The 23,961-nt window shown below is 75.1% G+C and carries 20 protein-coding genes; 8 read left to right on the plus strand and 12 right to left on the minus strand.

What is annotated here, in order from left to right:
• Positions 1 to 35: 35 nt before the first annotated feature.
• The 3 genes from D9598_RS04975 to alaE all read right to left on the minus strand — a co-directional run bounded on the left by D9598_RS04975 (position 36) and on the right by alaE (position 2,306).
• Positions 36 to 1,019, minus strand: a complete 984-nt coding sequence (locus tag D9598_RS04975) for an L-threonylcarbamoyladenylate synthase (protein ID WP_370591934.1) — start codon at positions 1,017 to 1,019, stop codon at positions 36 to 38.
• Entirely contained in the window at positions 1,016 to 1,777 is a 762-nt protein-coding gene (gene cysQ, locus D9598_RS04980; protein ID WP_198365292.1) for a 3'(2'),5'-bisphosphate nucleotidase CysQ, read from the minus strand. The genes D9598_RS04975 and cysQ overlap by 4 nt, the downstream gene beginning before the upstream one ends.
• A gap of 67 nt (positions 1,778 to 1,844) precedes the next feature.
• Positions 1,845 to 2,306, minus strand: coding sequence for an L-alanine exporter AlaE (gene alaE, locus D9598_RS04985; RefSeq protein WP_198365293.1), 462 nt, complete (start codon positions 2,304 to 2,306; stop codon positions 1,845 to 1,847).
• Between the two features lie 249 nt (positions 2,307 to 2,555).
• On the opposite strand from alaE, the gene D9598_RS04990 reads away from it, so the two are divergent.
• From D9598_RS04990 to D9598_RS05000, 3 genes are all read left to right on the plus strand, one after another.
• Positions 2,556 to 4,043, plus strand: coding sequence for a leucyl aminopeptidase (locus D9598_RS04990; RefSeq protein ID WP_198365294.1), 1,488 nt, complete (start codon positions 2,556 to 2,558; stop codon positions 4,041 to 4,043).
• A 2-nt stretch (positions 4,044 to 4,045) separates the two neighbouring features.
• Positions 4,046 to 5,497, plus strand: coding sequence for a leucyl aminopeptidase family protein (locus D9598_RS04995; protein WP_198365295.1), 1,452 nt, complete (start codon positions 4,046 to 4,048; stop codon positions 5,495 to 5,497).
• Positions 5,498 to 5,721: 224 nt separating this feature from the next.
• Positions 5,722 to 6,168 (plus strand): DNA polymerase III subunit chi, encoded by a 447-nt coding sequence (locus tag D9598_RS05000; protein ID WP_198365296.1) that lies wholly within the window; start codon positions 5,722 to 5,724, stop codon positions 6,166 to 6,168.
• 4 nt (positions 6,169 to 6,172) lie between these two features.
• Here the strand turns inward: D9598_RS05000 and D9598_RS05005 are convergent, their stop codons facing one another.
• The 7 genes from D9598_RS05005 to D9598_RS05035 form a co-directional block, all read right to left on the minus strand.
• Positions 6,173 to 6,985 carry a creatininase family protein gene (locus tag D9598_RS05005; RefSeq protein ID WP_198365297.1) on the minus strand — a complete coding sequence of 271 codons (813 nt, stop codon included), beginning with the start codon at positions 6,983 to 6,985 and terminating at the stop codon, positions 6,173 to 6,175.
• A gap of 64 nt (positions 6,986 to 7,049) precedes the next feature.
• On the minus strand, positions 7,050 to 8,549 hold the full coding sequence (locus D9598_RS05010) for a phospholipase D family protein (protein WP_198365298.1): 1,500 nt from the start codon (positions 8,547 to 8,549) through the stop codon (positions 7,050 to 7,052).
• A 6-nt stretch (positions 8,550 to 8,555) separates the two neighbouring features.
• Positions 8,556 to 9,458 carry an endonuclease/exonuclease/phosphatase family protein gene (locus D9598_RS05015; RefSeq protein ID WP_198365299.1) on the minus strand — a complete coding sequence of 301 codons (903 nt, stop codon included), beginning with the start codon at positions 9,456 to 9,458 and terminating at the stop codon, positions 8,556 to 8,558.
• A 131-nt stretch (positions 9,459 to 9,589) separates the two neighbouring features.
• Entirely contained in the window at positions 9,590 to 11,344 is a 1,755-nt protein-coding gene (gene ftsY, locus D9598_RS05020; protein ID WP_232476910.1) for a signal recognition particle-docking protein FtsY, read from the minus strand.
• Positions 11,345 to 11,347: 3 nt separating this feature from the next.
• Positions 11,348 to 12,622 carry a tRNA (N(6)-L-threonylcarbamoyladenosine(37)-C(2))-methylthiotransferase MtaB gene (mtaB, locus tag D9598_RS05025; protein ID WP_198365300.1) on the minus strand — a complete coding sequence of 425 codons (1,275 nt, stop codon included), beginning with the start codon at positions 12,620 to 12,622 and terminating at the stop codon, positions 11,348 to 11,350.
• Positions 12,623 to 12,632: 10 nt separating this feature from the next.
• Positions 12,633 to 13,463 (minus strand): diaminopimelate epimerase, encoded by an 831-nt coding sequence (gene dapF, locus D9598_RS05030; protein ID WP_198365301.1) that lies wholly within the window; start codon positions 13,461 to 13,463, stop codon positions 12,633 to 12,635.
• Between the two features lie 59 nt (positions 13,464 to 13,522).
• Positions 13,523 to 14,863 carry a serine hydrolase gene (locus D9598_RS05035; protein ID WP_198365302.1) on the minus strand — a complete coding sequence of 447 codons (1,341 nt, stop codon included), beginning with the start codon at positions 14,861 to 14,863 and terminating at the stop codon, positions 13,523 to 13,525.
• Between the two features lie 339 nt (positions 14,864 to 15,202).
• On the opposite strand from D9598_RS05035, the gene rpmI reads away from it, so the two are divergent.
• The 4 genes from rpmI to pheT all read left to right on the plus strand — a co-directional run bounded on the left by rpmI (position 15,203) and on the right by pheT (position 19,499).
• The gene (gene rpmI, locus D9598_RS05040) at positions 15,203 to 15,409 is read left to right on the plus strand and encodes a 50S ribosomal protein L35 (RefSeq protein WP_198365303.1); all 207 of its coding nucleotides are present in this window, start codon (positions 15,203 to 15,205) and stop codon (positions 15,407 to 15,409) included.
• A gap of 16 nt (positions 15,410 to 15,425) precedes the next feature.
• On the plus strand, positions 15,426 to 15,797 hold the full coding sequence (gene rplT, locus D9598_RS05045) for a 50S ribosomal protein L20 (protein ID WP_198365304.1): 372 nt from the start codon (positions 15,426 to 15,428) through the stop codon (positions 15,795 to 15,797).
• A gap of 125 nt (positions 15,798 to 15,922) precedes the next feature.
• Complete coding sequence (gene pheS, locus D9598_RS05050; RefSeq protein WP_198365305.1) at positions 15,923 to 17,017, plus strand: phenylalanine--tRNA ligase subunit alpha; 1,095 nt, start codon at positions 15,923 to 15,925, stop codon at positions 17,015 to 17,017.
• Positions 17,018 to 17,021: 4 nt separating this feature from the next.
• Positions 17,022 to 19,499 carry a phenylalanine--tRNA ligase subunit beta gene (gene pheT / locus D9598_RS05055; protein ID WP_198365306.1) on the plus strand — a complete coding sequence of 826 codons (2,478 nt, stop codon included), beginning with the start codon at positions 17,022 to 17,024 and terminating at the stop codon, positions 19,497 to 19,499.
• A gap of 30 nt (positions 19,500 to 19,529) precedes the next feature.
• Here the strand turns inward: pheT and mutL are convergent, their stop codons facing one another.
• A complete protein-coding gene (gene mutL / locus D9598_RS05060) occupies positions 19,530 to 21,356 on the minus strand; it encodes a DNA mismatch repair endonuclease MutL (RefSeq protein ID WP_198365307.1) in 1,827 nt (608 codons plus the stop codon).
• A 117-nt stretch (positions 21,357 to 21,473) separates the two neighbouring features.
• On the opposite strand from mutL, the gene D9598_RS05065 reads away from it, so the two are divergent.
• Complete coding sequence (locus D9598_RS05065) at positions 21,474 to 22,196, plus strand: MgtC/SapB family protein (protein ID WP_198365308.1); 723 nt, start codon at positions 21,474 to 21,476, stop codon at positions 22,194 to 22,196.
• Positions 22,197 to 22,205: 9 nt separating this feature from the next.
• Here the strand turns inward: D9598_RS05065 and pgi are convergent, their stop codons facing one another.
• Positions 22,206 to 23,870, minus strand: coding sequence for a glucose-6-phosphate isomerase (gene pgi / locus D9598_RS05070; protein WP_198365309.1), 1,665 nt, complete (start codon positions 23,868 to 23,870; stop codon positions 22,206 to 22,208).
• Between the last annotated feature and the right edge of the window lie 91 nt (positions 23,871 to 23,961).

Here is a 23,961-nt window from a genome sequence, read left to right on the forward strand (position 1 = left end):
GCCACCGCCCATATCGCCGCCCTGCCGCCGTGGCGTCAAGCCTCCGGTCGTGGTGCGGAGGCGCGGGACAACCGATCGTTGATGGCCTCCCCGAGCCCTCCCGCGGGAATGGGCATGGCGGCGATGCCGGTCAGGCCGCGCTGGCGGCCTTCGTCGTCCAGCCAGCGCAGGCCGGAGAACAGCCGGGCGGCGGCCTCCACCGTGTCGCCCGCCGCGCTGAGCTGCCAGCACAGCGCGGCGCCCGGCAGGGGAGGGCCGAAGGCCAGCAGCGCCTCGCCGGGGCGAAGGGTCCGCGCCTCCAGCCGCAGCGGCAGCACCGGGGCGTAATGCGAGGCCAGCAGGCCGGGGGAGGGGCGGGCTTCCTCCGCCCCGCCGCCCGCCGCCGGGCGGTCCAGCGGGCCGAGCAGGGCGGCGATCGCCTCCGCCGCCACGCCGCCGGGGCGCAGCAGGACCGGGCGCGGGCCGCTGAGGTCGAGCACCGTGCTCTCCAGCCCGACCGCGCAGGCCCCCCCCTCCAGCACCGCGTCGATGCGCCCGGACAGCCCGTCCAGCACATGCGGGGCGGTGGTCGGCGAGACACGGCCGGAGGGATTGGCCGAGGGCGCGGCCACCGGCACCGCGGCGGCGCGCAGCAGGGCCCGGGCCAGGGGATGCGCCGGCACGCGCACGGCGAGCGTCGGCAGGCCGGCGCCGGTCAGCAGGTCGATGCGGCTGCCCGGCGCGCGCGGCAGCACCAGGGTCAGCGGCCCGGGCCAGAAGCGCGCGGCGAGGCGCCGGGCGCGGTCGTCGGCGACCACCTCGGCGAAGGCGGCCTCCGCCTCGGGGAAGTGGCTGATCAGCGGGTTGAAGCGCGGCCGGCCCTTGGCGGCGAAGATGCGCGCCACGGCCTCCGGGTTTCGCGCATCGGCGCCGAGGCCATAGACCGTCTCAGTCGGGAAGGCGACCAGCCCGCCCTGGCGCAGCAGCGCCGCCGCGTGCGCGACGCCGCCCTCCGCCGGGTCCAGCAGCACGGTGCTCACGCGGCGCCGTGGCAGAGGAAGGGCTGGTTCTCCCAGCCGGGCTTGCCGTAGGCCAGCGGCGTGCCGTCGAAATTCGTCACCCGGCCGCCGGCCGCCACCAGCACCGCCTCGGGCGCCGCGGTATCCCATTCCATGGTGCGGCCGAAGCGCGGATAGAGATCGGCCACGCCCTCGGCCAGGCGGCAGAACTTCACCGCCGAGCCGATCTGCACGATGCGCGCCACCCGCCGCCCGGCGAGGAATTCCGGCAGGCGCGGATCGTCCCTGTAATGACGGCTGGCCATGACGGTGAGGCCCTCCGGCGGCGGGCGGCGGGCCTGGATCGGGCGCTCGCCCGCCGCGTCGCGCTTCCACGCGCCCCGGCCGACGAGGCCGGTGAACAGCTCGCCGGTGGCCGGGATGGCGACGGCGCCGAGCAGCGGCCGGCCCTTCTCGACGAGGCCGATATTGACCGTGAACTCCTCCCGCCCGGCGGCGAATTCCCGCGTGCCGTCGAGCGGATCGACCAGCCAGTAGCGCGGCGCGGCGGCTGTGATGATCCCGGCCGAGCATTCCTCCTCCGCCACCACGGGGATCTCCGGCGTGGCCTCGCGCAGCCCCTCGGTGATCAGCGCCTCGGCCAGGCGGTCGGCGGCGGTGACGGGGCTCATATCCTCCTTCCGCTCCACGGCGAAGCCGGCATCGCGCACGGTGAGGATGGCGGCGGCGGCGCGCTGGGCGAGGCGCGCGGCGAGGGCGAGGAGGTCTTGCTCGGTCATGGTGCGGGAGGGTGTAGCACCACGGGAGCCGCGCCGCGCGAGTCTTGCGGGGACCGCCGCGCCGGCCTCAGCCGTTCAGGCTCATCGGCCGCATGCCGCCCGGGGGGAGGCCGAACCGTGCCCGGACCCAGTTCAGGAAGGCGCCATAGGGGCGCCCCAGGGCCAGCATCATCGCCGTGGCGCCGAGGATCCCGAGCAGCAGGCCTCGCCCCGAGGCACCGCTGACCGCGATGATCGCCGCGTAGATCGGGACCTGGAAGCTGACCAGCGCCAGGCTGTCCCACAGCAGCCGCGACAGGCGGCCCGGCCGGGCGCGCCGCATCAGCCAGTCCCGCCAGAGGCCATAGGGGCGGCCGATGGGGATCATCAGGGCCGCGCCCAGCAGCCGGGCCTGGCCCACCTGCTCCCAGCTCATGCCGGCGATGAAGCGCTCGTTGATGACCCCCGTGGTGGTGAAGAACAGGAGGAGGGCGGTGGTATCGGCGACGAAGGCGCGGCGCCGCGGAGGAGGCTGCGAGGGGAGGGTCATGTCCTGGCCTTGGCTGGGGCATCGGGTGGCGATAGGCTCCGAGCCCGACAGTGGACCCTCGCGTGACGGCCCTGTCGACCGCCGGGGCGGCCCGCGGCCAGGAGGGCATCCGGCCCCCGCCATGGCCGCGCGGGGCGGCGGCGCTGCCCCCTGGCGTCCCTCCCCTTGGCGTCCCTCCCCCTGGCATCCCGTCGACCCGGTGTTATCGTTCGGGCGACACCGCCGACGCGCACCAGCCAGGACTCCGCGATGACCGATATCCTCTTCGTCAAGCCCGCCCTTCCCCGCTCCGGCGCCCTGGTGCTGCCGCTGGCCGAGGGCTTCACCCTGGCGGGGCTGGCGCGGGAGGCGGATGCGGCGACGGAGGGTGCCGTCACGCGCGCGCTGGAGGCGGCGGGCTTCAAGGGGCGGAAGGGGCAGATCTGCACCCTCTGGGCGCCGGGCGGGAAGGGCGGGCATCTCTCCCGCATCGTGGCCATCGGCCTGGGCGCCACGCCCGACGCGCGGACGGCCGAGGCGGCGGGCGGGGCGGCCTGGCCGCTGATCGCGGGCGATCCCGAGGCCTTCATCGCGACCGACGGGCTGAACGCCGCGCTGACCGCCGCCTTCGCCTCCGGCGCCCGGCTGCGGAGCTACCGCTTCGACAAGTACCGCACCCGGGAGAAGGCCGAGGACAGGCCGAAGCTGGTGCGCCTCTCCCTCGCCAGCGCCGCGCCCTCCGAGGCCAAGGCCGCCTTCGCCACGCTCTCGGCCATCGCCGACGGCGTCTTCCTGGCGCGCGACCTGGTCAGCGAGCCGCCCAACGTGCTCTTCCCCGAGGAGATGGCCGAGCGCTGCCGCGGGCTGGAGAAGCTCGGCGTCGAGGTCGAGGTGCTGGGGCCGAAGGAGCTGAGCAAGCTGGGCTTCGGCGCGATGCTCGGCGTGGCGCAGGGCAGCGCGCGCGAGCCGCGCGTCGTGGTCATGCAATGGAAGGGCGCCGGGCCCGCCAGCGACGCGCCGCCGGTCGCGCTGATCGGCAAGGGCGTCACCTTCGACACCGGCGGCATCTCGCTCAAATCCGCCGGCGGCATGGAGGACATGAAGTACGACATGGCCGGCGCCGGGGCCGTCATCGGCGCCATGGCGGCGATCGCCGGGCGCAAGGCACGGGCCGATGTCGTCGGGCTGGTCGGGCTGGTGGAGAACATGCCCTCCGGCACGGCGCAGCGGCCGGGCGATGTCGTGACCTCCTATTCCGGCCAGACCATCGAGGTGATCAACACCGACGCCGAGGGGCGGCTCGTCCTGGCCGATCTGCTCTGGTACGCGCGGGAGCGCTTCCGGCCGCGCTGCATGATCGACCTCGCGACCCTGACCGGCGCCATCATCGTCGCCCTCGGCCACGAGCATGCCGGCCTGTTCAGCAACGACGACGACCTGGCGCAGAAGCTGCTGGCGGCCGGCGCGGAGGTCGAGGAGAAGCTCTGGCGCATGCCGCTGGGCGAGGCCTACGACAAGCTGATCCGGTCCGACATCGCCGACATGAAGAACGTCGGCGGCCGGCCGGGCGGCTCGATCAGCGCGGCGCAGTTCATCCAGCGCTTCATCGACACGCGCGAGGGCCATGTCGCCTGGGCGCATCTCGACATCGCCGGCACCGCCTGGGCCACCAAGGACGGCGCGACCACGCCCAAGGGCGCGACCGCCTTCGGCGTGCGGCTGCTCGACCGTCTGGTGGCCGGGCACTACGAAGGCTGAGCGTGGCGTCGGAGCCGGCCGATGCGGCGCGCTTCCGGCCGATGCGGCTGCGGCTGCGCGGGCGGCTGGGGCGCAAGGCGGCGGCGCGCCCGCGCCTGCTGCCCTGGCCGCCCGGCGCGCCCGCCCCGCTGCCCGACCTCGCCGAACGGCCCGCGGCGCCCTGCTGGCGGGAGGGCCGGCTGCTGCTGCCGGTGCCGGCGGACCAGGCCGATCCTCCCGCCTGGAATTCTTCCGCCTGGGATCCTCCCGCCTGGGAACGGGCCGCCGCCGCCGCCCTGCCGGCCCTGCCGGAGGGGACGCGCCGCGCCGTGCTCGATGCCCGCCACCTGTCGCCGGCGCAGGCGCTGGCGCTGGCCCGTGGCCTCGCCCTGGCGGCGCCCGGCGGCTTCCGGCTCGACCTGTGGCATGACCGGCCGGAGGCGCTGGCGCCGCTCTGGCAGGCGGAGCGGGCGATGCTGAAGGCGGTGGCGCGGGCCCGCCGCTGGGTCGCCACGCCGGCCAACCGCTTGACCCCCGCCCGCTTCGCCCGCGCGTTGAAGCGGCTGGAGCGGCACGGCATCGCGGTGCAGGTGCTGGGCCGCGGGGCGCTGGAGCGGGCCGGCTTCGGCGGGCTGCTGGCGGTGGGCGGCGGCTCGGCCCATCCGCCCCGCCTGGTCGTCCTGCGCTGGGCCGGGCGGCTGGCGGTGCCGCCGGTGGTCTTCGTCGGCAAGGGCATCACCTTCGACACCGGCGGGCTCGGCCTCAAGCGCGGCGCGGGGATGGAGGTGATGCGGGAGGACATGGCCGGCGCCGCCGCCTGCGCCGGGGCGATGCTGGCCCTGGCGCTGCGCGACAGCCCCGCCCCCGCCGCCGCCGTGCTGCCGATGGCCGAGAATGCCATCGGCGCCGCCGCCTACCGGCCGGGCGATGTCGTCGCCACCCTCTCCGGCCGGACGGTGGAGGTGGTGGACACCGATGCCGAGGGCCGGCTGATCCTGGCCGATGCGCTGAACTATGCCGTGCGCGCCTTCCGGCCCGAGGCGGTGATCGACCTCGCCACTCTGACCGGCGCCGCCATCACGGCGCTGGGCCACCACCGCGCCGCCCTCTACGGCAACGACCCGGTGCTGGCCGCGGCGCTCTGCGCAGCGGGGGAGGCGGTGGGCGAGCGGCTCTGGCCGATGCCGCTGCCGCAGGCCGGAGACGCGGCGCTGGACAGCGACATCGCCGATCTGCGGCAATGCGCGCCGCGGGATCCCTCCGGGCGGGCGCAGCCCGATGCCGGCCACGCCGCCGCCTTCCTCCACGAATTCCTGGGCGACGACCCGCCGGCCTGGGCGCATCTCGACATGGCCGGCATGGTGGGCGAGGCGGCGCGCGGCGAGGATGCCCCGCTCTCGCTTCCCGGCGGCTTCGGCGTGCGGCTGCTGGCCGGGCTCGTCGCGGCGCGCTTCGAGGACCCGCACCGGATCTGAGGGGGTCCCGAGAAGCGACCGGGAAGGCGCCGTCGCGCCCCGCGGGGCCGCTAGTGTGGCACGGGCTCCGCCCGTCCGCCGGCAGCGGGCCGGGCAGGAGAACAACCGGCTCTGCGGGGCCAGCTCCGCATTCGCTCTGCGTCCTCACCATCGAGGCGCACGGTACGGGCCGACCCGCCGCGCCCCGCGTGATGGCCGGCGGCGGGCATGGTATAAGCCGGGGCATGAGCGAGATCGGCTTCTACCACCTGACCCGCACGCCGCTGGAGGCGGCGCTGCCGAAGCTGCTCGGCCGGGTGCTGGCCGGCGGCGGGCGCGCCGTGGTGCGGGTGGGCGATCCGCTGCGGCTGGCGAGCCTCGACACCTCCCTCTGGCTCAGCGCCGATCCCGACTGGCTGCCGCATGGCACGCCGCAGACGGGACATGCGGAGCTGCAGCCCATCTGGCTGACCGAGGCGGACGAGGCCCCGAACGGCGCCCGCTTCCTCTTCCTGGTCGATGGCGCCGCCAGCGCCCGGCTGGGTGAGTACGACCGCGTCTTCGACCTGTTCGACGGGCAGGACGAGGCCGCGGTCGCCGCCGCGCGCGGCCGCTGGGCGGCCGCCCGCGGCGCCGGCCATGCGCTGACCTACTGGCAGCAGGGGGCGCGCGGCTGGGAGAAGAAGGCCTGAAGGCCTACCCGGCCTGACCCCGGGCCGGTTCCCAGACCATGTCCGGCGCGCGCCAGAGCAGGGGGTCGCGCATCGCCGCCGCCAGCGCGTCCGAGACGAGGTCCAGCAGCTTCTCGCCCTTCTCCGCCGTGGCGGCCCGCGGATCGCCGCGCACGCCGGTGCGGGGCGCCCGCTCGGCGAAGGACCAGAAGCGCTGGAAGGGGCCGGGATGCGCCGTGCTGTCATCGGCCAGCGCCTCGGCGATGCGCTCCCGCCGCACCTGGCCAGGGTCGATCGCCAGCCAGAAGCTGGTCTCCGCCTCGCAGGCGTGCTGCACGCCGGGCTGGGTGTCGAGCAGCGCGCCGAGCGCGGGGCCGGCGACATGGAAGACGGTGGTCGCCACCACGGGCATGGCGAATTCCAGGCAGAGCTCGCGCGCCGCGACCGCCAGCGGATCGATATTGCCGCCATGGCTGTTCACCAGGAACAGCCGCCGGAAGCCCTGCGCCTTCAGCGAGCGGCAGACGCAGGCGAGCACGGCGCGGAAGGCGGCGTAATCCAGGGTGATGGTGCCGCCGAAGGGGAGATGGTGCTCGGACATGCCGGTCCAGAGTGGCGGCAGCACCACCACGGGGGCGCCCGCGCCGGCGGCCTTGGCGGCGGCGCGCAGGCAGCAGGCATGGCCGATCATGCTGTCGGTCCAGACCGGCAGATGCGGCCCGTGCTGCTCCAGCGAGGCGACGGGCAGCACCACCAGCGCCTCCCGTGCCGCCAGTTCGCGCAGCTCCGGCGCCGTGCGGCGCTCCCAGCGGCAGAGATCCTCGGGCGTTTCGGTCATGGGCGGTGTCCTTCGCTGCGGGATGCGGCGACGGAACCACGGCGCGGGTGCGGCGTGAAGCCCGCTAGAGCTGCGCCTCGATCGGCAGCCAGCGCACCAGGCGGGCCAGGGCCCGGCGGGCGAGCGGCGCCTCGGGCTCGTGCGCCGTGCTGCCCTCGTCATCGGTCCAGAGAAGGTGCCCGCGCGGGTCGCGGGTGACGCGGTAGCTGCGCTCCGGGCCGCAGAGCCGGTCGCGCTCCACCGCCAGCTTCTCCGCCAGGCCGGGATGGCGGGCGAAGGCGCCCATCTCGGTGTTGAGGTTGGCCGAGCGCGGGTCGAGGTTGAAGGAACCGACGAAGACCTGGTCGCCATCCACCATCAGTGCCTTGGTGTGCAGGCTCGCGCCCTTGGAGCCGAAGACGCCGCTGTCATGCCGACCGCTGCGCTTCAGCTCGTGGAGCGCGACGCCGAGTTCCACCAGGCGCGGCCGGTAGCGGGCATAGCCGCTGTGCACCGCCACCACATCGGTCGCGGCCAGGGAATTGGTGATGACGGTGATGGCCACGCCGCGCCGGGCCAGGGCCTCGATCACCGCCATGCCGGCTTCGCCGGGCACGAAATAGGGCGAGATCAGCAGGGCCTCCCGCCGGGCGCCGAGCAGCATCGCCTCCACCGCCGGCGCCACGCCGCCCGGCACGCCACGCCCCTGGGCCTTGGCCGGCGGGTCGGAGAGCACGCGCAGGCCTTCCGGCCCGTCCTCGGGCACCGGCAGCAGGGCATGGTCGCGCTCCAGCCAGCGGCCGTGCTCGGCGCGGAGCGCCTGCAGGTAGGGGTGTACCTTGGCGGTCTCGGGGATGGCGTCCAGCTCCGCCCGGAAGGCGGCCAGCGCCTCCTGGCTGGCGCGGCGGGCGACGCGGCGGAAGCGCTCGACCGGCCGGGCCAGGCTGCTGGCCCAGTAGCTGTCGAAGACCCGCTGCGCCTGCTGGGCGGCCTGACCCGCGATCAGCATGTCGAGGTCGCGGAAGTTGAAGTCGCCCGCGCCGTCGAAATAGGCATCCGCGATATTGCGCCCGCCGACCAGGGCCATGGCGCCATCCACCACCCAGTTCTTGTTGTGCATGCGGTGGTTGAGATGCCAGCCGCCGAGGGCGAATTCGAGCCCCAGGCCGAACTGGCCGAGGAAACGGAAGCGCGCGGTGTTGAACAGCCGCAGCTCGATGCGCGGATGCACGTCGAGCAGGGCGATGCGGCGCTCCGGCCCGAGGACGTAGCTGTCATCGAGAAGGATGCGGACCCGGACGCCGCGATCCGCCGCGCGCAGCACCTCGCGCGCCAGCAGGCCGCCGGTCACGTCGTCCGACCACCGGTAGTACTGCAGATCCAGGCCATGGCCGGCGGCGCGCGCCATGACGGCCCGCAGCATGAAGGCCTCCAGCCCGCCGGGGACCAGCGCCGCGCCGCTGGCCGTGCCGAGGCTGCGCGTCATCCGCCCGACCGCGCGCACCGCCTCGCTCGGGCGCGGCGGCTCACCGGCCACGATGGGGGCCATGGCGGGCACCGTGCCGCGGAGGGGGGCGTGGAGCATGGTTAATCAGGCTGCGGCGGCCACATCGCCGGCCAGCGCCGCCTGGTCCGGCGTGAGGATCAGCCGGGCCTTCAGCGGCAGATGGTCGGAGGCGACGCGCGCCAGCGGGGTGTCATGGACCTGCACGTCCCGCACAACGCCGCGCGGCCAGCCCAGGATGCGGTCCAGCGCGAAGACCGGCAGGCGGGAGGGAAAGCTGGCCGGCCCGAAGCCCAGGCTGCCGAACAGCGACTCCAGCGGCCGCAGCGAGGAGCGCCGCCCCGGGCGCCATTCATTGAGGTCGCCCATCATCACCGTCGGCATGCTCTCGCCCTGGCCGATGCTCTCCAGGATGGCGGCCGCCTGCCGCATCCGGCAGCGCTTGAGCAGGCCGAAATGCGCCGCGACGACGCGCAGCGGCCCTGCGGCAAGCTCCAGCTCGGCGATCACCGCGCCGCGCGGCTCGGCTCCGGGCAGGGCCAGGCGCTGCAGCCGCACCGGCGTGCCCCGCCGCACCAGCAGGGCATTGCCGTGCCAGCCATGCCCGTCCGGCAGGCGGGACACCGGCAGCAGGGAGAGGCCGCAATCGCGCAGCGCCGCGGTGTCCAGCAGGCCGGTCCGGCGCCCGAAGCGGCGGTCCGCCTCCTGCACCGCGACGATGTCGGCTTCGAGCTCGGCGATGACGCCGGCGATCCGCGCCGGATCGAAGCGCCGGTCGAGGCCGACGCATTTGTGCACGTTGTAGGAGGCGACGCGGATCTCGGCCGCCGCCTGCTCGGGCGCGGGCGGCACCGGCTGGGAGGGGAGGTCCGGGATGCCATGCGCCCTGCGGAGTGCGGGTGGCCGCTTGCCACCGGCCAAGGGGGCATCGGCCAAGGGGGCGCCGACGAGGGGGCGGCCCTCCGCCGGTTCGCCCGGGGGCGGGGTCATTCTGGGCTCCGGAACTGCACGCGGGTCTCCGCCAGGGATGGAGGGCGGCAAGACGGGCCGCCTTGCCCGGATAAAGCTAGGAAAGCGGCGCGGAAATTCCAAGCTTGGCCGGCGCGACGGCCCCCGGCGCGTCAGCTCAGGCCGAGCAGGGAACGGGCGAAGTCCCGCGCCGAGAAGGGCCGCAGGTCGGCGGCCTTCTCGCCGACGCCCACCGCATGCACCGGCAGGGCGAATTCCTGCGCCAGGGCCACCACCACGCCGCCCTTGGCCGAGCCGTCCAGCTTGGTCACCACCAGCCCGGTGACGTTCACCATCTCGGAGAAGACCTTGCACTGCTGGGTGGCGTTCTGCCCGGTGGTGGCATCCAGCACCAGCAGGACGGAATGCGGCGCGGTGGGATCGAGGCGCTGCAGGACGCGCACCACCTTGCGCAGCTCCTCCATCAGCGCCGTCTTGTTGTGCAGCCGGCCGGCGGTGTCGACCAGCAGCACCTCGGTGCCCCTCTCCTGTGCCTGCCGCAGCGCATCGAAGGCGAGGCCGGCGGCATCCGCGCCTTCCCGGGCGGGCGCCACCACGTCGCAGCCGGTGCGGCCGCCCCAGATCTGCAGCTGCTCGACGGCGGCGGCGCGGAAGGTGTCGCCGGCGACGAAGGTGACACTGCGACCCTGCTCGCGGAACTGCTGGCCGAGCTTGGCGATGGTGGTGGTCTTGCCGGTGCCGTTGACGCCGACCACCAGCACGACATGCGGCCGCTTCTGCGGGTCCAGCACCAGCGGCTTCGTGACCGGCTCCAGGATGGTGGCGATCTCGGCGGCGAGCGCCTCGCGCACCTCCTCATCCGTCACCTCCTTGCCGAAGCGGGTGCGGCGGAAGCCCTCGACGATGCGCGCCGAGGCGGCGACGCCGAGATCGGCGGTGATCAGCGCCTCCTCCAGCTCCTCCAGCGCCGCCTCGTCCAGCTTGCGCTTGGTGAAGAGGCCGGTCAGCCCGTCGGTCAGCTTGCTGGTGGAGCGTGAGAGCCCGGCCTTCAGGCGTGAGAACCAGCCGCCCCGCTGCGGCTCCCCGGTCTCGGCCGGGGTGGTCCCGGGCGGCGGCTCCGGCGCCCGATAGGCGGTGGCGGAGCCGGGAGGCGTCGCGGGCGGCGAGGGTTCGGGGGGCGCGGGCTCGGGCGTGGGCGGCTCGGGCGTGGGCGGCTCCGGCTTGGGCGGCGCCGGCGGCGGGGCCGGTCTCCCCGGTCCAGGGACGGGCCCAGGGGCAGGAGCAGGGGCAGGGGCAGGGGCGGGGGCAGGCGCGGCGGGCGCCGGCTCCGGCGCGGGCACTTCCGGCGGCGCCGCTGGCGCGGCCGGCGGGGCGGCGGGCGGCACCTCCGGCGGGGCCGGCCTCGGTCCCACCGGGCGGTCCGGGGGCGGAATCTCCTGCGGCGGGCGGTCCCAGCCCGGCGGCACGCCGGCCGGGCGCGGCGCCGGCGGCGGCGCCGGATGCTCCGGCGGGGCCGGTGGCGGCAGATCGGCGGGGGTGGGTGGCGGCACCTCGGCGGGCGGGGCGGCGGGTTCCGTCCGGTCGGGCGCCAGGGGCGGGACCTCGGGGGGGGAGGCCGGCAGGTCGCCCGGCGGCACCGGTCGGGCCGGGCCCGGAGATGTGGCCAGGTCCGGGAAGCCGGACCGCGTCTCGGCCGGCGCCACCGGGCTCGGGCGCGGCGCCGCCGCCGGACGCTGGTCGTCCGGCTCGGGCGCGCTGCGGGTCTCGGCGGGGGCCGGGGCGGTGGTGGCGGGGTGCGCCTCGGCCGCCGGCGGGGACTGCCCCTCGGCCTCGGGCGGCGGCGCGCTCTCCGCGTCCTTGTCCTTCTCGCGCCCGGTCAGCCGGGCCCAGAGATCGCGCAGGGCCATGGCTCAGCCCTCCCCGGCGGGGGCGGCGGCGAGCAGCCCCTCGGCATCGGCGCCCGTCACGCGCAGGCGCAGCAGCTGGCCATGCCGCGCCGCCGGCCCGCCGCACAGGCGCAGCGGGGCGAAGTGTTCGGTGTGGCCGCGATCGGGACCTTCCATCAGCACGGTTTCCTCCTGTCCCAATCGGGCTTGGTAGAAGCGGAGCGCGGCCGCCTGGCCGGCCTGGCGCAGCCGCGCGGCCCGCTCGCGGCGCAGGGCGGTCGGCAGTTGCGGCATGCGGGCGGCCGGCGTGCCGGGCCGTTCGGAATACGGGAAGACGTGCAGGAAGTGCAGCCCCATCCTCTCCACCAGCGCGAGGCTGGCGGCGAACTGCGCCTCGGTCTCGGTCGGGAAGCCGGCGATCAGGTCGGCCCCCAGCGCGAGGCCGGGCCGCAGCGCCCGCGCCCGGGCGGCGAGGGCGAGCGCCTGTTCCGGCGTGTGGCGGCGCTTCATCCGCTTCAGGATCAGCCCGTCGCCATGCTGCAGCGAAAGGTGCAGGTGCGGCATCAGGCGCGGCTCGTCGGCGAGCAGCCGCCAGAGATCGTCGTCGATCGCGGCCGGATCGAGCGAGGAGAGGCGCAGCCGGGGCAGTTCCGGCACCAGGGCCAGCAGGCGGCGCACCATCTGGCCCAGGCGCGGCCGGCCCGGCAGGTCGCTGCCGTAGCTGGCGATGTCCACTCCGGTCAGCACCACCTCGCCGCAGCCGGTGCGGGCCAGGCCGCGCACCTCGCCGACGATGGCGCCGAGCGGCACGGAGCGCGAGGCGCCCCGCCCCTGGGGAATGACGCAGAAGGTGCAACGGTGGTCGCACCCCTGCTGCACCTGCACGAAGGCGCGGGCGCGGCCGGCGAAATCGGTCACCGGCCGAGGCGCGGGGGCCTCCGCCGCCGCGCCGGGCGTGGCCTCCAGCGCCCAGGTGGCGGGCGCGAGCTTCCCGCCATTGCCGATGACGCGGGCGACACCGGGCAGGGCGGCCCAGCGCGCCGGGGCGATCTCCGCGGCGCAGCCGGTGACGAGGATGCGGCGGTCCGGATGCTCCCGGGCGGCGCGGCGGATGGCCTTGGCGGCCTGCCGCTCGGCCTCCGCCGTCACGGCGCAGGTGTTGACCAGGATGACGCCGCTGTGCCCGGCCCGCAGCGCCAGCTCGCGCATGGCGACGCTCTCATAGGTGTTGAGCCGGCAGCCGAAGCTGAGCAGCTGGACCGGCTCGTCGCCCGCCGGGCGCGCCGGCGCCGCGCTCAAGGGGCCCCGCTCATGCCGGCCAGGCGTCGAGGTCGAGGGTGCCGAGGAAGGCGGTGGCGACCGGGCCGCCCATCAGCACCCCGCCCTCCAGCCGCCATTCGAGCATCAGGCTGCCCCCTGGCAGGTCGATCCGGGCGCGCCGCCCGGCCAGGCCGCGGCGATGCGCGTTGACCAGCGTGGCGCAGGCGCCCGAGCCGCAGGCCAGCGTCGCGCCGGCGCCGCGTTCCCAGATCCCGAGGCGGATATGCTCGGGCGAGAGGATCTGCGCGAAGCCGATATTGGCGCGCTCGGGGAAGAGCGGGTGGTGCTCCAGCGCCGGGCCCAGCGCGCGCCAGTCCAGCGCGTCCAGATCCTCGACGAAGAAGGTGACATGCGGATTGCCCATCGAGCAGGCGGCGGGATCGGCCAGGCCGGCGGATTCGAGGGGCAGATGCGCCGTGTCCATCGCCTCGGCCAGCGGCACGTCCTGCCAGCCGAGCAGCGGCGCGCCCATGTCGACGCGGATGCCGCCATCCGGCGCGCGCTCCGCCGGCAGGTCGCCGCGCACGGTGCGCACCACCACCTGGTCCCGCCCGGTCTCGGCCATCAGCAGGCTGGCGATGCAGCGCGTGGCATTGCCGCAGGCGCCGGCCTCGGAGCCGTCGGGGTTCCAAATGCGCATGAAGACGTCGGCGCCCGTGCCGGGCGGCTCCATGACGATGAGCTGGTCGCAGCCGATGCCCCGGTGCCGGTCGGCCAGGGCGGCGACGCGGGCCGGGGTGAGGGGCAGGGCGGCGGGACGGGCGTCGAGCACGACGAAGTCGTTCCCCAGCCCGTGCATCTTGCGGAACGGTGTGGACACGGCTGCCTATATAGGCGCGGCGCGGCGGCGGTGGAACCCGCGCGCCCGCCGCGCCCGCCTCACTCGCCAGCCGCCTCCAGCGTGCCGTACACCGCCTCGCGCACCGCATTGGCCGCCGGGCCGCCATTCACCCCGGTCTGCGTCATCACCACCGTGACGATGCGGTGGGCCGGATCGACGAAGAAGCCGGTGCCGTAGATGCCGCCCCAGCCATAGGTGCCCGGGCCCTGCCTGGTCTTCCCCGCCACCGGATCGGTCAGCACGGAGAAGCCGTAGCCGAAGGCATAGCCCGGGCCGCGCAGGTCGATCGGATAGGCGCCAGTCTGCGGCCGGGTCATCTCCGCCACCGTCTCCGGCTTCAGGATGCGCGCGCCGTCCAGCTCGCCGCCGCGCAGCAGCATGCGCGCGAAGCGGCCGTAGTCGCCGATGGTCGCGGTGGCGCCGGCGCCGCCGGAAGGATAGGCGGCGGCGCTGAAGGCGCGGTTCGGATCGGCCGTCCAGGTGCCGCCCGAGAGCGGGTAGGGCACCACCTGCGGGCTGGCCATCGGCCGCAGCGTCCCCGCCGCATCCGGATAGAGCGCCGTGACCATGCGCGGCCGGGCGCTCTCCGGCACGTGGAAGGCGAAGCTCCCGAGGCCGAGCGGCGTGGCGATGTGCCGGGCGACATAGGCGTCGAGCGGCTCGCCGCTGGCGCGGGTGACGATGGCGCCGAGCACGTCGGTGGCCAGGGAATAGTGCCAGCCGCTGCCGGGCTGCATGGCGAGCGGCGCCCGCGCGAGGCGGCGCATGTTGTCGTCGAGCGCGCGCCCGGGGGCCGCCAGCCCGTCATCCACGCCGAGGCGGCGATAGGCCTCGACCACGCCGGGCACATTGAGGAAGGTGTAGGACAGGCCCGAGGTGTGGCGCAGCAGGTCGCGCACGGTGGGCTGGCGCGCGGCGGGCACGGTGCGGTCCCGCGCGGCGGTCCCGGCCGGGCCGCCCGTCTGCCCGCCCGCCTGGGGCGCGCGGACGCGGAGGTTGCGGAACTCCGGCAGCCAGCGGCCGACCGGATCGTCCAGCCCGATCCGGCCCTGCTCGACCAGCTGCATCACCGCGACCGAGGTGAAGGGCTTGGTCATGCTGGCCAGACGGAACAGGCTGTCCGGCGCCGGCGGCGTGCCGTTGCCGGGCGCGGTCTCGCCGGCGCTGCCGCTGTAGAGCACCGTGCCGTCCTCGCGCAGCACCAGCGCCGCGATGGCCCCGACCTTGCCGGATTGCACCTGCTCGCGCAGCGCCGCGTCGAGCACGGCCTGGCGGGAGGCAGGGGGGGCGGTCGGGCTGGCGCAGGAGGAGAGCGCGAGGGCGGCCAGCGGCAGCAGCGCCGTGACGAGGCGGCGGCGGATGGGGAATGGCGGTGACATCGTGTCCTCCAGGCGAGATCTTTATCGGGGCGCGGCCTTCTCGGGGCGCGTTTCGTTTCGCCATCGTGCAGGCTGGCGCAAGGTCGGGATTACGGCAAGGCCCGCGCCACGCCGGCGGGAGGGGACAGGTACGGGGGGAGCGCCCATGCCGGGCGCGCGGGGCAGCCCCCGCCGGCCGGGAAGGCCCGCTCCGGAGGCTTGTCTCGCGGGGCGGGTGACTGTATAGGCCCGCCTCCGCTATCCGCGCGTCCGGGCCTGTAGGGCATGCCCGGCCGCGGCTTCGTGTCCTGATTGTGACTTGACGGTTGCAATTGGGACTCCGATCTCAAGGAGACCGAAATGCCCAAGATGAAGACCAAGTCGAGCGTGAAGAAGCGCTTCAAGCTGACCGCCACGGGCCTGGTGAAGGCCGGCGTCGGCAACAAGCGCCACATGCTCACCGCCAAGACCAACAAGATGAAGCGGCAGAACCGTGGGACCTTCGTGCTGAACAAGCAGGACGGCGACACGGTGAAGCAGTGGATGCCCTACGGCTCGGCCCGGTAAGGTAAGGATCTGAACCATGGCTCGTGTCAAGCGCGGCGTCACCGCCCATGCCCGTCACAAGAAGGTCCTGAAGCTCGCCAAGGGCTATGTGGGCCGGTCCTCCACCGGCTACCGCCCCGCGCTCGAGCGGGTCGAGAAGGCGCTGCAATACGCCTATCGCGACCGCCGGGTGAAGAAGCGCGAGTTCCGCGGCCTGTGGATCCAGCGCATCAACGCGGCCGTGCGCGAGCATGGCCTGACCTACTCGAAGTTCATCGCCGGCCTGAAGGCGGCGAACATCGAGCTGGACCGCAAGGTGCTGGCCGCCATCGCCTTCGATGACGCCGCCTCCTTCGGCGCCCTGGTCGAGAAGGCCAAGGCGGCGCTGCCGGCTTCCGCCGAAGCGTGATCTCCGCCCCCGCCTGGGCGGGGGAGTGAGGACAGAGCCGCCGCCGCCCGGGTGAGAGCCCGGGCGTCCGGCGGCTTTTTTCGTATCGGGCTTCCGAGACCCGGCGACGGATGGGACCGAGTGACATGACCGATGACCTGGCCGCCCTGCGGGCGGAGACCGAGGCGGCGCTGGCGGCGGCGGGCGACCTGCGCGCGCTCGATGCCGTGCGTGTCGCGACCCTGGGCAAGAGCGGCAGCCTGACCGCGCTGCTGAAGGGGCTGGGCGCGGTGGCGCCCGAGGCGCGCAAGGAGCGCGGCGGCGCCGTGAACCGCCTCAAGGGCGAGCTGGAGCAGGCCTTCGAGGCCCGCCGCCTGGTGCTGGAGGAGGCCGCGCTGGAGGCCCGCCTCGCCGCCGAGCGGATGGACGTGACCCTGCCGCCCCGCCCCCACCCGCCGGCGGGCGCCGAGGCCGGGGCCATCCATCCCATCGCCCGCACGGTGGAGGAGCTGACGGCGATCTTCGGCGCCATGGGCTTCGGCGTGGCGGAGGGGCCGGACATCGAGGGCGACTGGTTCAACTTCGGGGCGCTGAACATCCCCGACCACCATCCCGCCCGGCAGGACCACGACACCTTCTACCTGCCGGCCACGGCGGGCGGCTCGCGGCCGGTGCTGCGCACCCATACCTCGCCGGTGCAGATCCGCACCATGCTCTCCCAGGAGCCGCCGATCCGCGTCATCGTCCCCGGCCGCACCTGGCGCGCCGATCACGACGCGACCCATTCCCCGATGTTCCATCAGGTCGAGGGGCTGGTGATCGACCGCGGCATCACCCTGGCGCATCTGAAGGGCTGCCTGATCGACTTCCTGCGCGCCTTCTTCGGCATCCGCGACCTGCCGGTGCGTTTCCGCTCCTCCTACTTTCCCTTCACCGAGCCCTCGATGGAGGTGGATATCGGCTGGAACCGCAGGACCGGCGAGCTGGGCAAGGCCCAGGGGGGAGGCAACGACTGGCTGGAGATCCTGGGCTCCGGCATGGTGCATCCCCGCGTCCTGGCCAATTGCGGCATCGACCCGCGCGAGTGGCAGGGCTTCGCCTTCGGCATGGGGATCGAGCGCATCACCATGCTCAAGCACGGCATCCCCGACCTCCGGCCGTTCTACGAAAGCGACATCCGCTGGCTCCGGCACTACGGGCACAGCCCGCTCTCCCCGGCCTCCCTGGCGGAAGGGGTGTGAGACGATGAAGTTCTCCCTGTCCTGGCTGAAGCGGCACCTCGAGACCGAGGCGACGCTGGAGCGGATCACCGCCACCCTCAACAGCATCGGCCTGGAGGTGGAGGGCGTCGAGGACCGGGGCGCGGCGCTGGCGCCCTTCCGCATCGCCCATGTCGTCGAGGCCACGCAGCACCCGAATGCCGACCGCCTGCGCGCGCTGAAGGTCGATGACGGCTCCGGCACGCTGCTCTCCGTGGTCTGCGGCGCGCCCAATGCCCGCGCCGGCATGAAGGGCGTGCTGGGCCTGCCCGGCGCCGTCATCCCCGGCTCCGGCATCACGCTGAAGGTGGGCGAGATCCGCGGCGTGAAGAGCGAGGGCATGATGTGCTCCGCCCGCGAGCTCGGCCTCGGCGAGGATCACGACGGCATCCTCGACCTGCCGGCCGACGCGCCGGTGGGCGCCGCCTACGCCGCCTGGGCCGGGCTCGACGATCCGGTGGTGGAGATCTCGGTCACGCCGAACCGGGGCGATGCGCTCTCGGTGCGCGGCATCGCCCGCGACCTCGCCGCCGCCGGGCTCGGCCGGCTGCTGCCCTTCGCGCCGGAGACGGTGCCGGGCGTCTATCCCGCGCCGTTGCGCTGGGTGATCGAGGACCGCGAGGCCTGCCCCTGGGTGCTGGGCCGCGCCGTGCGGGGCCTGCGCAACGGCGCCTCGCCGCAATGGCTGCGCGACCGGCTGACCGCCATCGGCCTGCGTCCGATCAACGCCCTGGTCGACATCACCAACTTCTTCACCTTCGACCTCGGCCGGCCGCTGCATGTCTTCGATGTCGCCAAGGTGAAGGGCGACACCCTGGTCCTGCGGCGCGGCCGGGAGGGCGAGAGCTTCCTGGCGCTGAACGGCAAGGAGGTCTCGGTCACGCCGGAGGACTGCGTCATCGCCGATGCCGCGGCGGTGGAATCCCTGGCCGGCATCATGGGCGGCGAGCATTCCGGCTCGGACGAGGGCACCACCGAGGTCTTCATCGAATGCGCCCTCTTCGATCCGGTGCGCATCGCCCTCTCCGGCCGGCGGCACGGGCTGCGCTCCGACGCGCGGCAGCGCTTCGAGCGCGGCATCGACCCCGCGCTGCTGCCCGACGCGCTGGAGGCGGCGACGGCGATGGTCATCGCGCTCTGCGGCGGCGAGGCCTCGGAGATCGCCGAGGCGGGGGCCGAGCCGTCCTGGCGGCGCGAGGCCAGCCTGCGCTTCGAGCGCATCGCCGGCCTGGGCGGCGCCGAGATCGCGCCCGAGGCGGCGGTGGCGACGCTGGAGCGGCTGGGCTTCGGCGTGCTGTCGCGCGACGCGGAGCGGGTGACGGTCTCCGTCCCCCCCTGGCGCAACGACATCGCGGCGATGGGCGCGGAGGCCCTGGTCCAGGCGCCCGGCCTGCCGGAGGCCAAGGCGCGCGCCGCCGCCGAGGGCCGCGCCGCCATCGAGCCGGAATGCGACCTGCTGGAGGAGGTGCTGCGCATCCACGGGCTGGACCGCATCCCGCCCGCCTCGCTGCCGGTCGCCTCGCCGGTGCCGCTGCCCGCCCTGACGCCACGCCAGGCGCGGGCCGGGCTGGCGCGGCGGGTGCTGGCGGCGCGCGGGATGCTGGACTGCGTCTCCTTCGGCTTCCTCGACCGCGCCACGGCGGCGCGCTTCGGCGACGTGCCGGAGCGGTTGCGGCTGGAGAACCCGATCGCCGCCGATCTCGACCAGATGCGCCCCACCCCCCTGGCCAGCCTGGCCCTGGCCGCCGCGCGCAACCAGGCGCGCGGCTGGCCGGACCTCGCGCTCTGCGAGCTGGGCGGCGCCTATGCCGATGCCGCGCCCGAGGGCCAGGCGCTGCTCGCCGCCGGTCTGCGCGCCGGCGCCACGCCGCGTCACTGGGCCGAGCCCTCGCGGCCGGTGGACGCGATGGACGCCAAGGGCGATGCGCTGGCGGTGCTGACGGCGCTCGGCGTGCCGATGGCGGCGCTCAGCGTCACCGCCGATGCGCCGGCGCATTATCATCCCGGCCGTTCCGGCGTGGTGCGGCAGGGGCCGAGGATGGTGCTGGCCCGCTTCGGCGCGCTGCATCCGAGGCTCTGCGCCGCGCTCGGCCTCGCGGGCGCGGTGGTCGGCTTCGAGGTCTTCCTCGACGCCATCCCGGAGCCGAAGCGCCGGAAGAAGGGCCTGCCCGACCTGCCCGCCTTCCAGCCGCTGCGGCGCGACTTCGCCTTCCTGGTCGATGCCGCCGTGCCGGCCGAGTCGCTGCTGCGCGCCGCGCGCGGCGCCGAGCGCGAGCTGATCGCCGAGGTGTCGCTGTTCGACCGCTATGCCGGGGAGAAGCTGCCCGAGGGCAAGGTCTCGCTGGCGCTGGAGGTGGTGCTGCAGCCGCGCGCCGCCAGCCTGACCGATGCCGAGATCGAGGCGGTGGGGGCGAGGATCGTCGCCGCCGTGGGCAAGGCGACCGGCGCGACGCTGCGCGGCTGAGGCCGGCGGGGGGCCGCGCGCTCCCCGCCGTCAGCGGCGGCCGAACATCCTCTCGAATTCGGCGCGGCCGAGGCGCAGCCAGGTCGGCCGGCCATGGCTGCAGGTGCCGGCGCGCGGCGTCGCCTCCATCTGGCGCAGCAGCGCGTCCATCTCCTCCGGCTTGAGGCGCCGCCCGGCGCGGATCGAGCCATGACAGGCCAGCCGCGCCACGGCCATGTCGAGCCGCCGTTCCAGCGCCGTGCTGTCCTCCCATTCCGCCAGCTCGGCGCAGAGGTCGCGCAGCAGCGGCGCCGGGTCGGGATTGCCGAGCAGGGCCGGCATGGCGCGCACCAGCGCGGCGCCGGGGCCGAAGCCCTCCAGCTCCAGCCCCAGCCGCTCCAGCAGCGGCGCCGCCTCCAGCAGGCGGGCGAGGTCCGTGGCCGGCAGATCGACCACGGCGGGCAGCAGCAGGGGCTGGCGGCGCACCTCGCCCTCCAGGAGCTGCGCCTTCAGCGCCTCATGCGTCAGCCGCTCATGCGCCGCGTGCTGATCGACCAGCACCAGCGCGCCATCCGGCGCCTCGGCCAGGATGTAGGTGTCCATCAGCTGCGCCAGCGGGCGGCCCAGGGGCCTGTCGCCGGCGGGCGCCTCCCGGACGGGGATCCGGCCCCCGGCGGCCGGCGCGGCCGGCCAGGAGGAGGGCGGCGGCAGGCGCAGGCCCGGCTGCCAGGGCGGAGGCAGGGGCGGAGGCATGGGCGGCGGCGCCAGGCCGGGCTCGCGCGCCTCGGCGAAGCCGGGCACGGCAGCGCCGGCCGGGGCCGCCAGCGCCGCCTCGCCGGGCCAGGAAGCCGGCCCGCCGCCGGTCTCCCCACCGGTCTCCCTGGCCTGCGGCCCGGCGCCCACCGCCAGGGCACGCCGCAGGGCCGAGATCAGCGCGCCGCGCACCAGCCCCGCCTCGCGGAAGCGCAGCTCGGTCTTCATCGGATGGACGTTCACGTCCACCATCTCCGGCGGCAGCTCGAGGAAGAGCACCGCGACCGGGTGCCGCCCGGCGGCGATCAGGTCGCGGTAGGCGACGCGCAGCGCGGCGCGCAGCAGCGGGTCGCGCACCGGGCGGCGGTTGACCACCAGATGCTGCTCCGCCGCCGTGGCGCGGGTCAGCGCCGGCAGGGCGGCCATGCCGTCCAGGTCGAGGTCGCTCCACCGCCCCGTGACCGGCACGGCGGCGCGGGCGAAGTCCGGCCCCAGCAGGGCGGCGAGCCGCGCCGTCCGGTCGGCGGGGGCGAGGGTCAGGACGCGGCGCCCCTCCACCTCGACGGTGAAGGCCACCTCGGGCCAGGCCAGCGCCAGGCGGCGCACCGCCTCCACCGCGTGGCCGGCCTCGGTCGGCGGCGTCCTGAGGAACTTGCGCCGGGCGGGGGTGGCGAAGAACAGGTCGCGCACCTCGACCCGCGTGCCGGGCGCGCCGGCGGCGGGCCGCACCTCGCCCTTGCTCCCCCCCTCCACCGCCAGGCTGTGCGCCTCGCCGCCGGGCGGGCGGCTGGTGAGGGTGAGTCGCGCCACCGCGCCGATCGAGGGCAGCGCCTCGCCGCGGAAGCCCAGGGTGGCGATGCGGAACAGCGCCGCCTCCTCCGGCAGCTTGGAGGTGGCGTGGCGCTCGACGCAGAGGGCGAGGTCGGCCGGGGACATGCCGGCACCGTCATCCTCCACCAGGATGCGGCCGATGCCGCCTCCCTCCAGCGCGACATGGATGCGCCGCGCCCCGGCATCCAGCGCGTTCTCCACCAGCTCCTTCACGGCGGCGGCGGGGCGCTCCACCACCTCGCCCGCGGCGATGCGGTCGGCGGTGGTGGCGGAGAGCAGGCGGATGCGGTCCATGCCCCGCTCTAGCGCCCCGGCCGGGGGGAGCGGAAGGGCGCCGGGCTTGTCACGCCCCCCGCCATCCGGAATGCTCCCGCCCCGTGGTCACCGCCGGCATGAGGGTCAGCGCCTCCCATGAGCCCGAGCTTTCTCGAGACGACCAGCCTGTCCTCGCTGCTCGACACCGCCGTCAGCCTGACCGCCGCCTTCGTCCTCGGCACGCTGATCGGCGCCGAGCGGCAGTACCGCCAGCGCAGCGCGGGGCTGCGCACCAATGTGCTGGTGGCGCTGGGGGCGACCGCCTTCGTCGATCTGGCGCACCGCATGATCGGCCCGACGGAGGCGGTGCGCGTGGTCTCCAACGTGGTCACCGGCATCGGCTTCCTCGGCGCCGGCGTGATCATGAAGGAGGGGCTGAACATCCGCGGCCTCAACACCGCCGCGACGCTCTGGTGCTCGGCGGCGGTCGGCGCCTGCGCGGGGGCGGACATGCTGGCCGAGGCGGGGCTGCTCACCCTGGCCGTCCTGGCCGGCAACACGCTGCTGCGGCCGCTGGTCAACCGCATCAACCGCATCCCGATCAACGAGCGCAATGTCGAGGCGACCTATCAGGTTAAGGCCCTCGTCACCCGTAGCGCCATGCCGCAGCTGCGCGAACTGCTCGTCGAGCGGCTGGAGGAGGCGCAATACCCGGTGGCCGATGTCGCGGCGGAGGAGCGCGGCGCCGACCTGGCCGAGGTGACCGCGACGCTGGTCGCGACCGCCGTGGAGCCGGCGGAGCTGAGGGAGGTGATCGCCGGGCTGCAACGCCAGCCCGGCATCATCCACGTCACCTGGGACGGCAGCGTGAAGGACTGAGGCGCCGGCTTATCCCTCCGGCAGGCCCTGCAGCGCGCGGAGGCGGGCGATCAGCCCGGCCGTCGAACCGTCATGCGCCCCCGGCCGGCCCTCCGGCGCCAGCTCCGGCAGGATCGAGCCGGCCAGCTTCTTGCCCAGCTCGACGCCCCACTGATCGAAGGCGTCGATGCTCCAGAGCGCGCCCAGGCAGAACACCTTGTGCTCGTAGAGCGCGATCAGCGCGCCGAGGCTGCGGGGCGTGAGGCGCTCCAGCAGCAGGGTGACGCTGGGGCGGTCCCCGGGGAAGAGGCGGTGCGGCAGCAGGCGGGTGATCTCGGCCGGGTCGGTGCCGGCGGCGCGCATCTCGGCCTCGACCTCGGCGGCGCCGCGGCCGCGCAGCAGCGCCTCGGCCTGGGCCAGGCCATTGGCCAGCAGCAGGCGGTGGCTGGCGGCGTGGTCGTGGTCCGGGTTGGCGATCAGGATGAAATCCGCCGGGACCGGCGTGGTGCCCTGGTGCAGCAACTGCATGAAGGAGTGCTGCGCGTTGGTGCCCGGCTCGCCGAAGATCACCGGCCCGGTGTCGCGCACCGCCTCCTGGCCCGAGAGCAGCGTCCGCTTGCCCAGGCTCTCCATCTCGAGCTGCTGCAGATGCGCCGGGAAGCGCGCCAGCCGCTGGTCGTAGGGCAGGATGGCCTGGGCCTTCAGCCCGAGTCCGTTGACATGCCAGGCCGAGACCAGGGCCAGCAGCAGCGGCAGGTTGTCGGCCGGCGCGGCGCCGAGGAAATGCTCGTCCATCTCCCGCGCCCCGGCCAGCAGCGCCGCGAAGGCCTCCCAGCCGCAGGCCAGCGCGATGGACAGGCCGATGGCCGACCAGAGCGAGAAGCGGCCGCCCACCCAGTCGTGGAAGCCGAACACGCGGTCGGCGGGCACGCCGAAGGCGGCGGTGGCCTCGAGATTGGTCGAGAGGGCGGCGAGATGCGCCTTCGCCCCCTCGGCCCCCAGCGCCGCCTCCAGCCAGCCGCGCACGAGATGCGCATTGGCCATGGTCTCGGCGGTGGTGAAGGTCTTGGAGGCGACCAGCACCAGGGTGCGCGCCGGGTCGAGCCCGGCCCGGATCGCCTCCCACTGGTGCGCGTCGGCATTGGCGAGGTAATGCGCGCGGAGCGGCGCGGCGGGGGTCCAGAGCGCGCCCGTGACCATGGCCGGGCCGAGGTCGGAGCCGCCGATGCCGATGTTCACCACATCGGTGAAGGCCTCGCCGCCGGCGCCGCGGATCTCGCCCGCATGCACGGCGCGGGTGAAGCGCTGCATGGCCGCCAGCGTGTCGGCCACCGGGCCGGAGGCGTCCTCGAAGGTGCCGTCGGCCCGCAGGGCGCGGAAGCCGGCGGAGCGCGGCGCCCGCAGCGCCATGTGCAGCACGGCGCGGCTCTCGGTCTCGTTGATCTGGGCGCCCGCCGCCATGGCGTCGCGCTGGGCCATCACCTCCTGGGCGGTGGCGAGGTCGAGCAGGGCGGCCAGGACCTCCTCGTCGATGGCGGTGCGCGAGAAGTCCAGCAACAGCCCCGCCGCCTCGCAGTGGAAACGGCGGAAGCGCTGCGGATCGGCCTCGAAGAGGGCGCGGATGCGGCCCGCTCCGGGCTGCCGGGCCAGCTGCTCGATGCGGCCCCAGGCCGCCTCGCGCGGTGTCAGACTCATGGCGCTCCCTTCCGTGTCCATGCGGCCGGGGAGGCTAGAACAGAAGCTGGCGGGAGGGAATTGGCGGATCGAGGAGATGCGGCCAAAAACA

This window comes from Roseomonas sp. KE0001, assembly GCF_016107285.1.
In the GTDB taxonomy this organism is placed as follows: Bacteria; Pseudomonadota; Alphaproteobacteria; order Acetobacterales; family Acetobacteraceae; genus Pseudoroseomonas.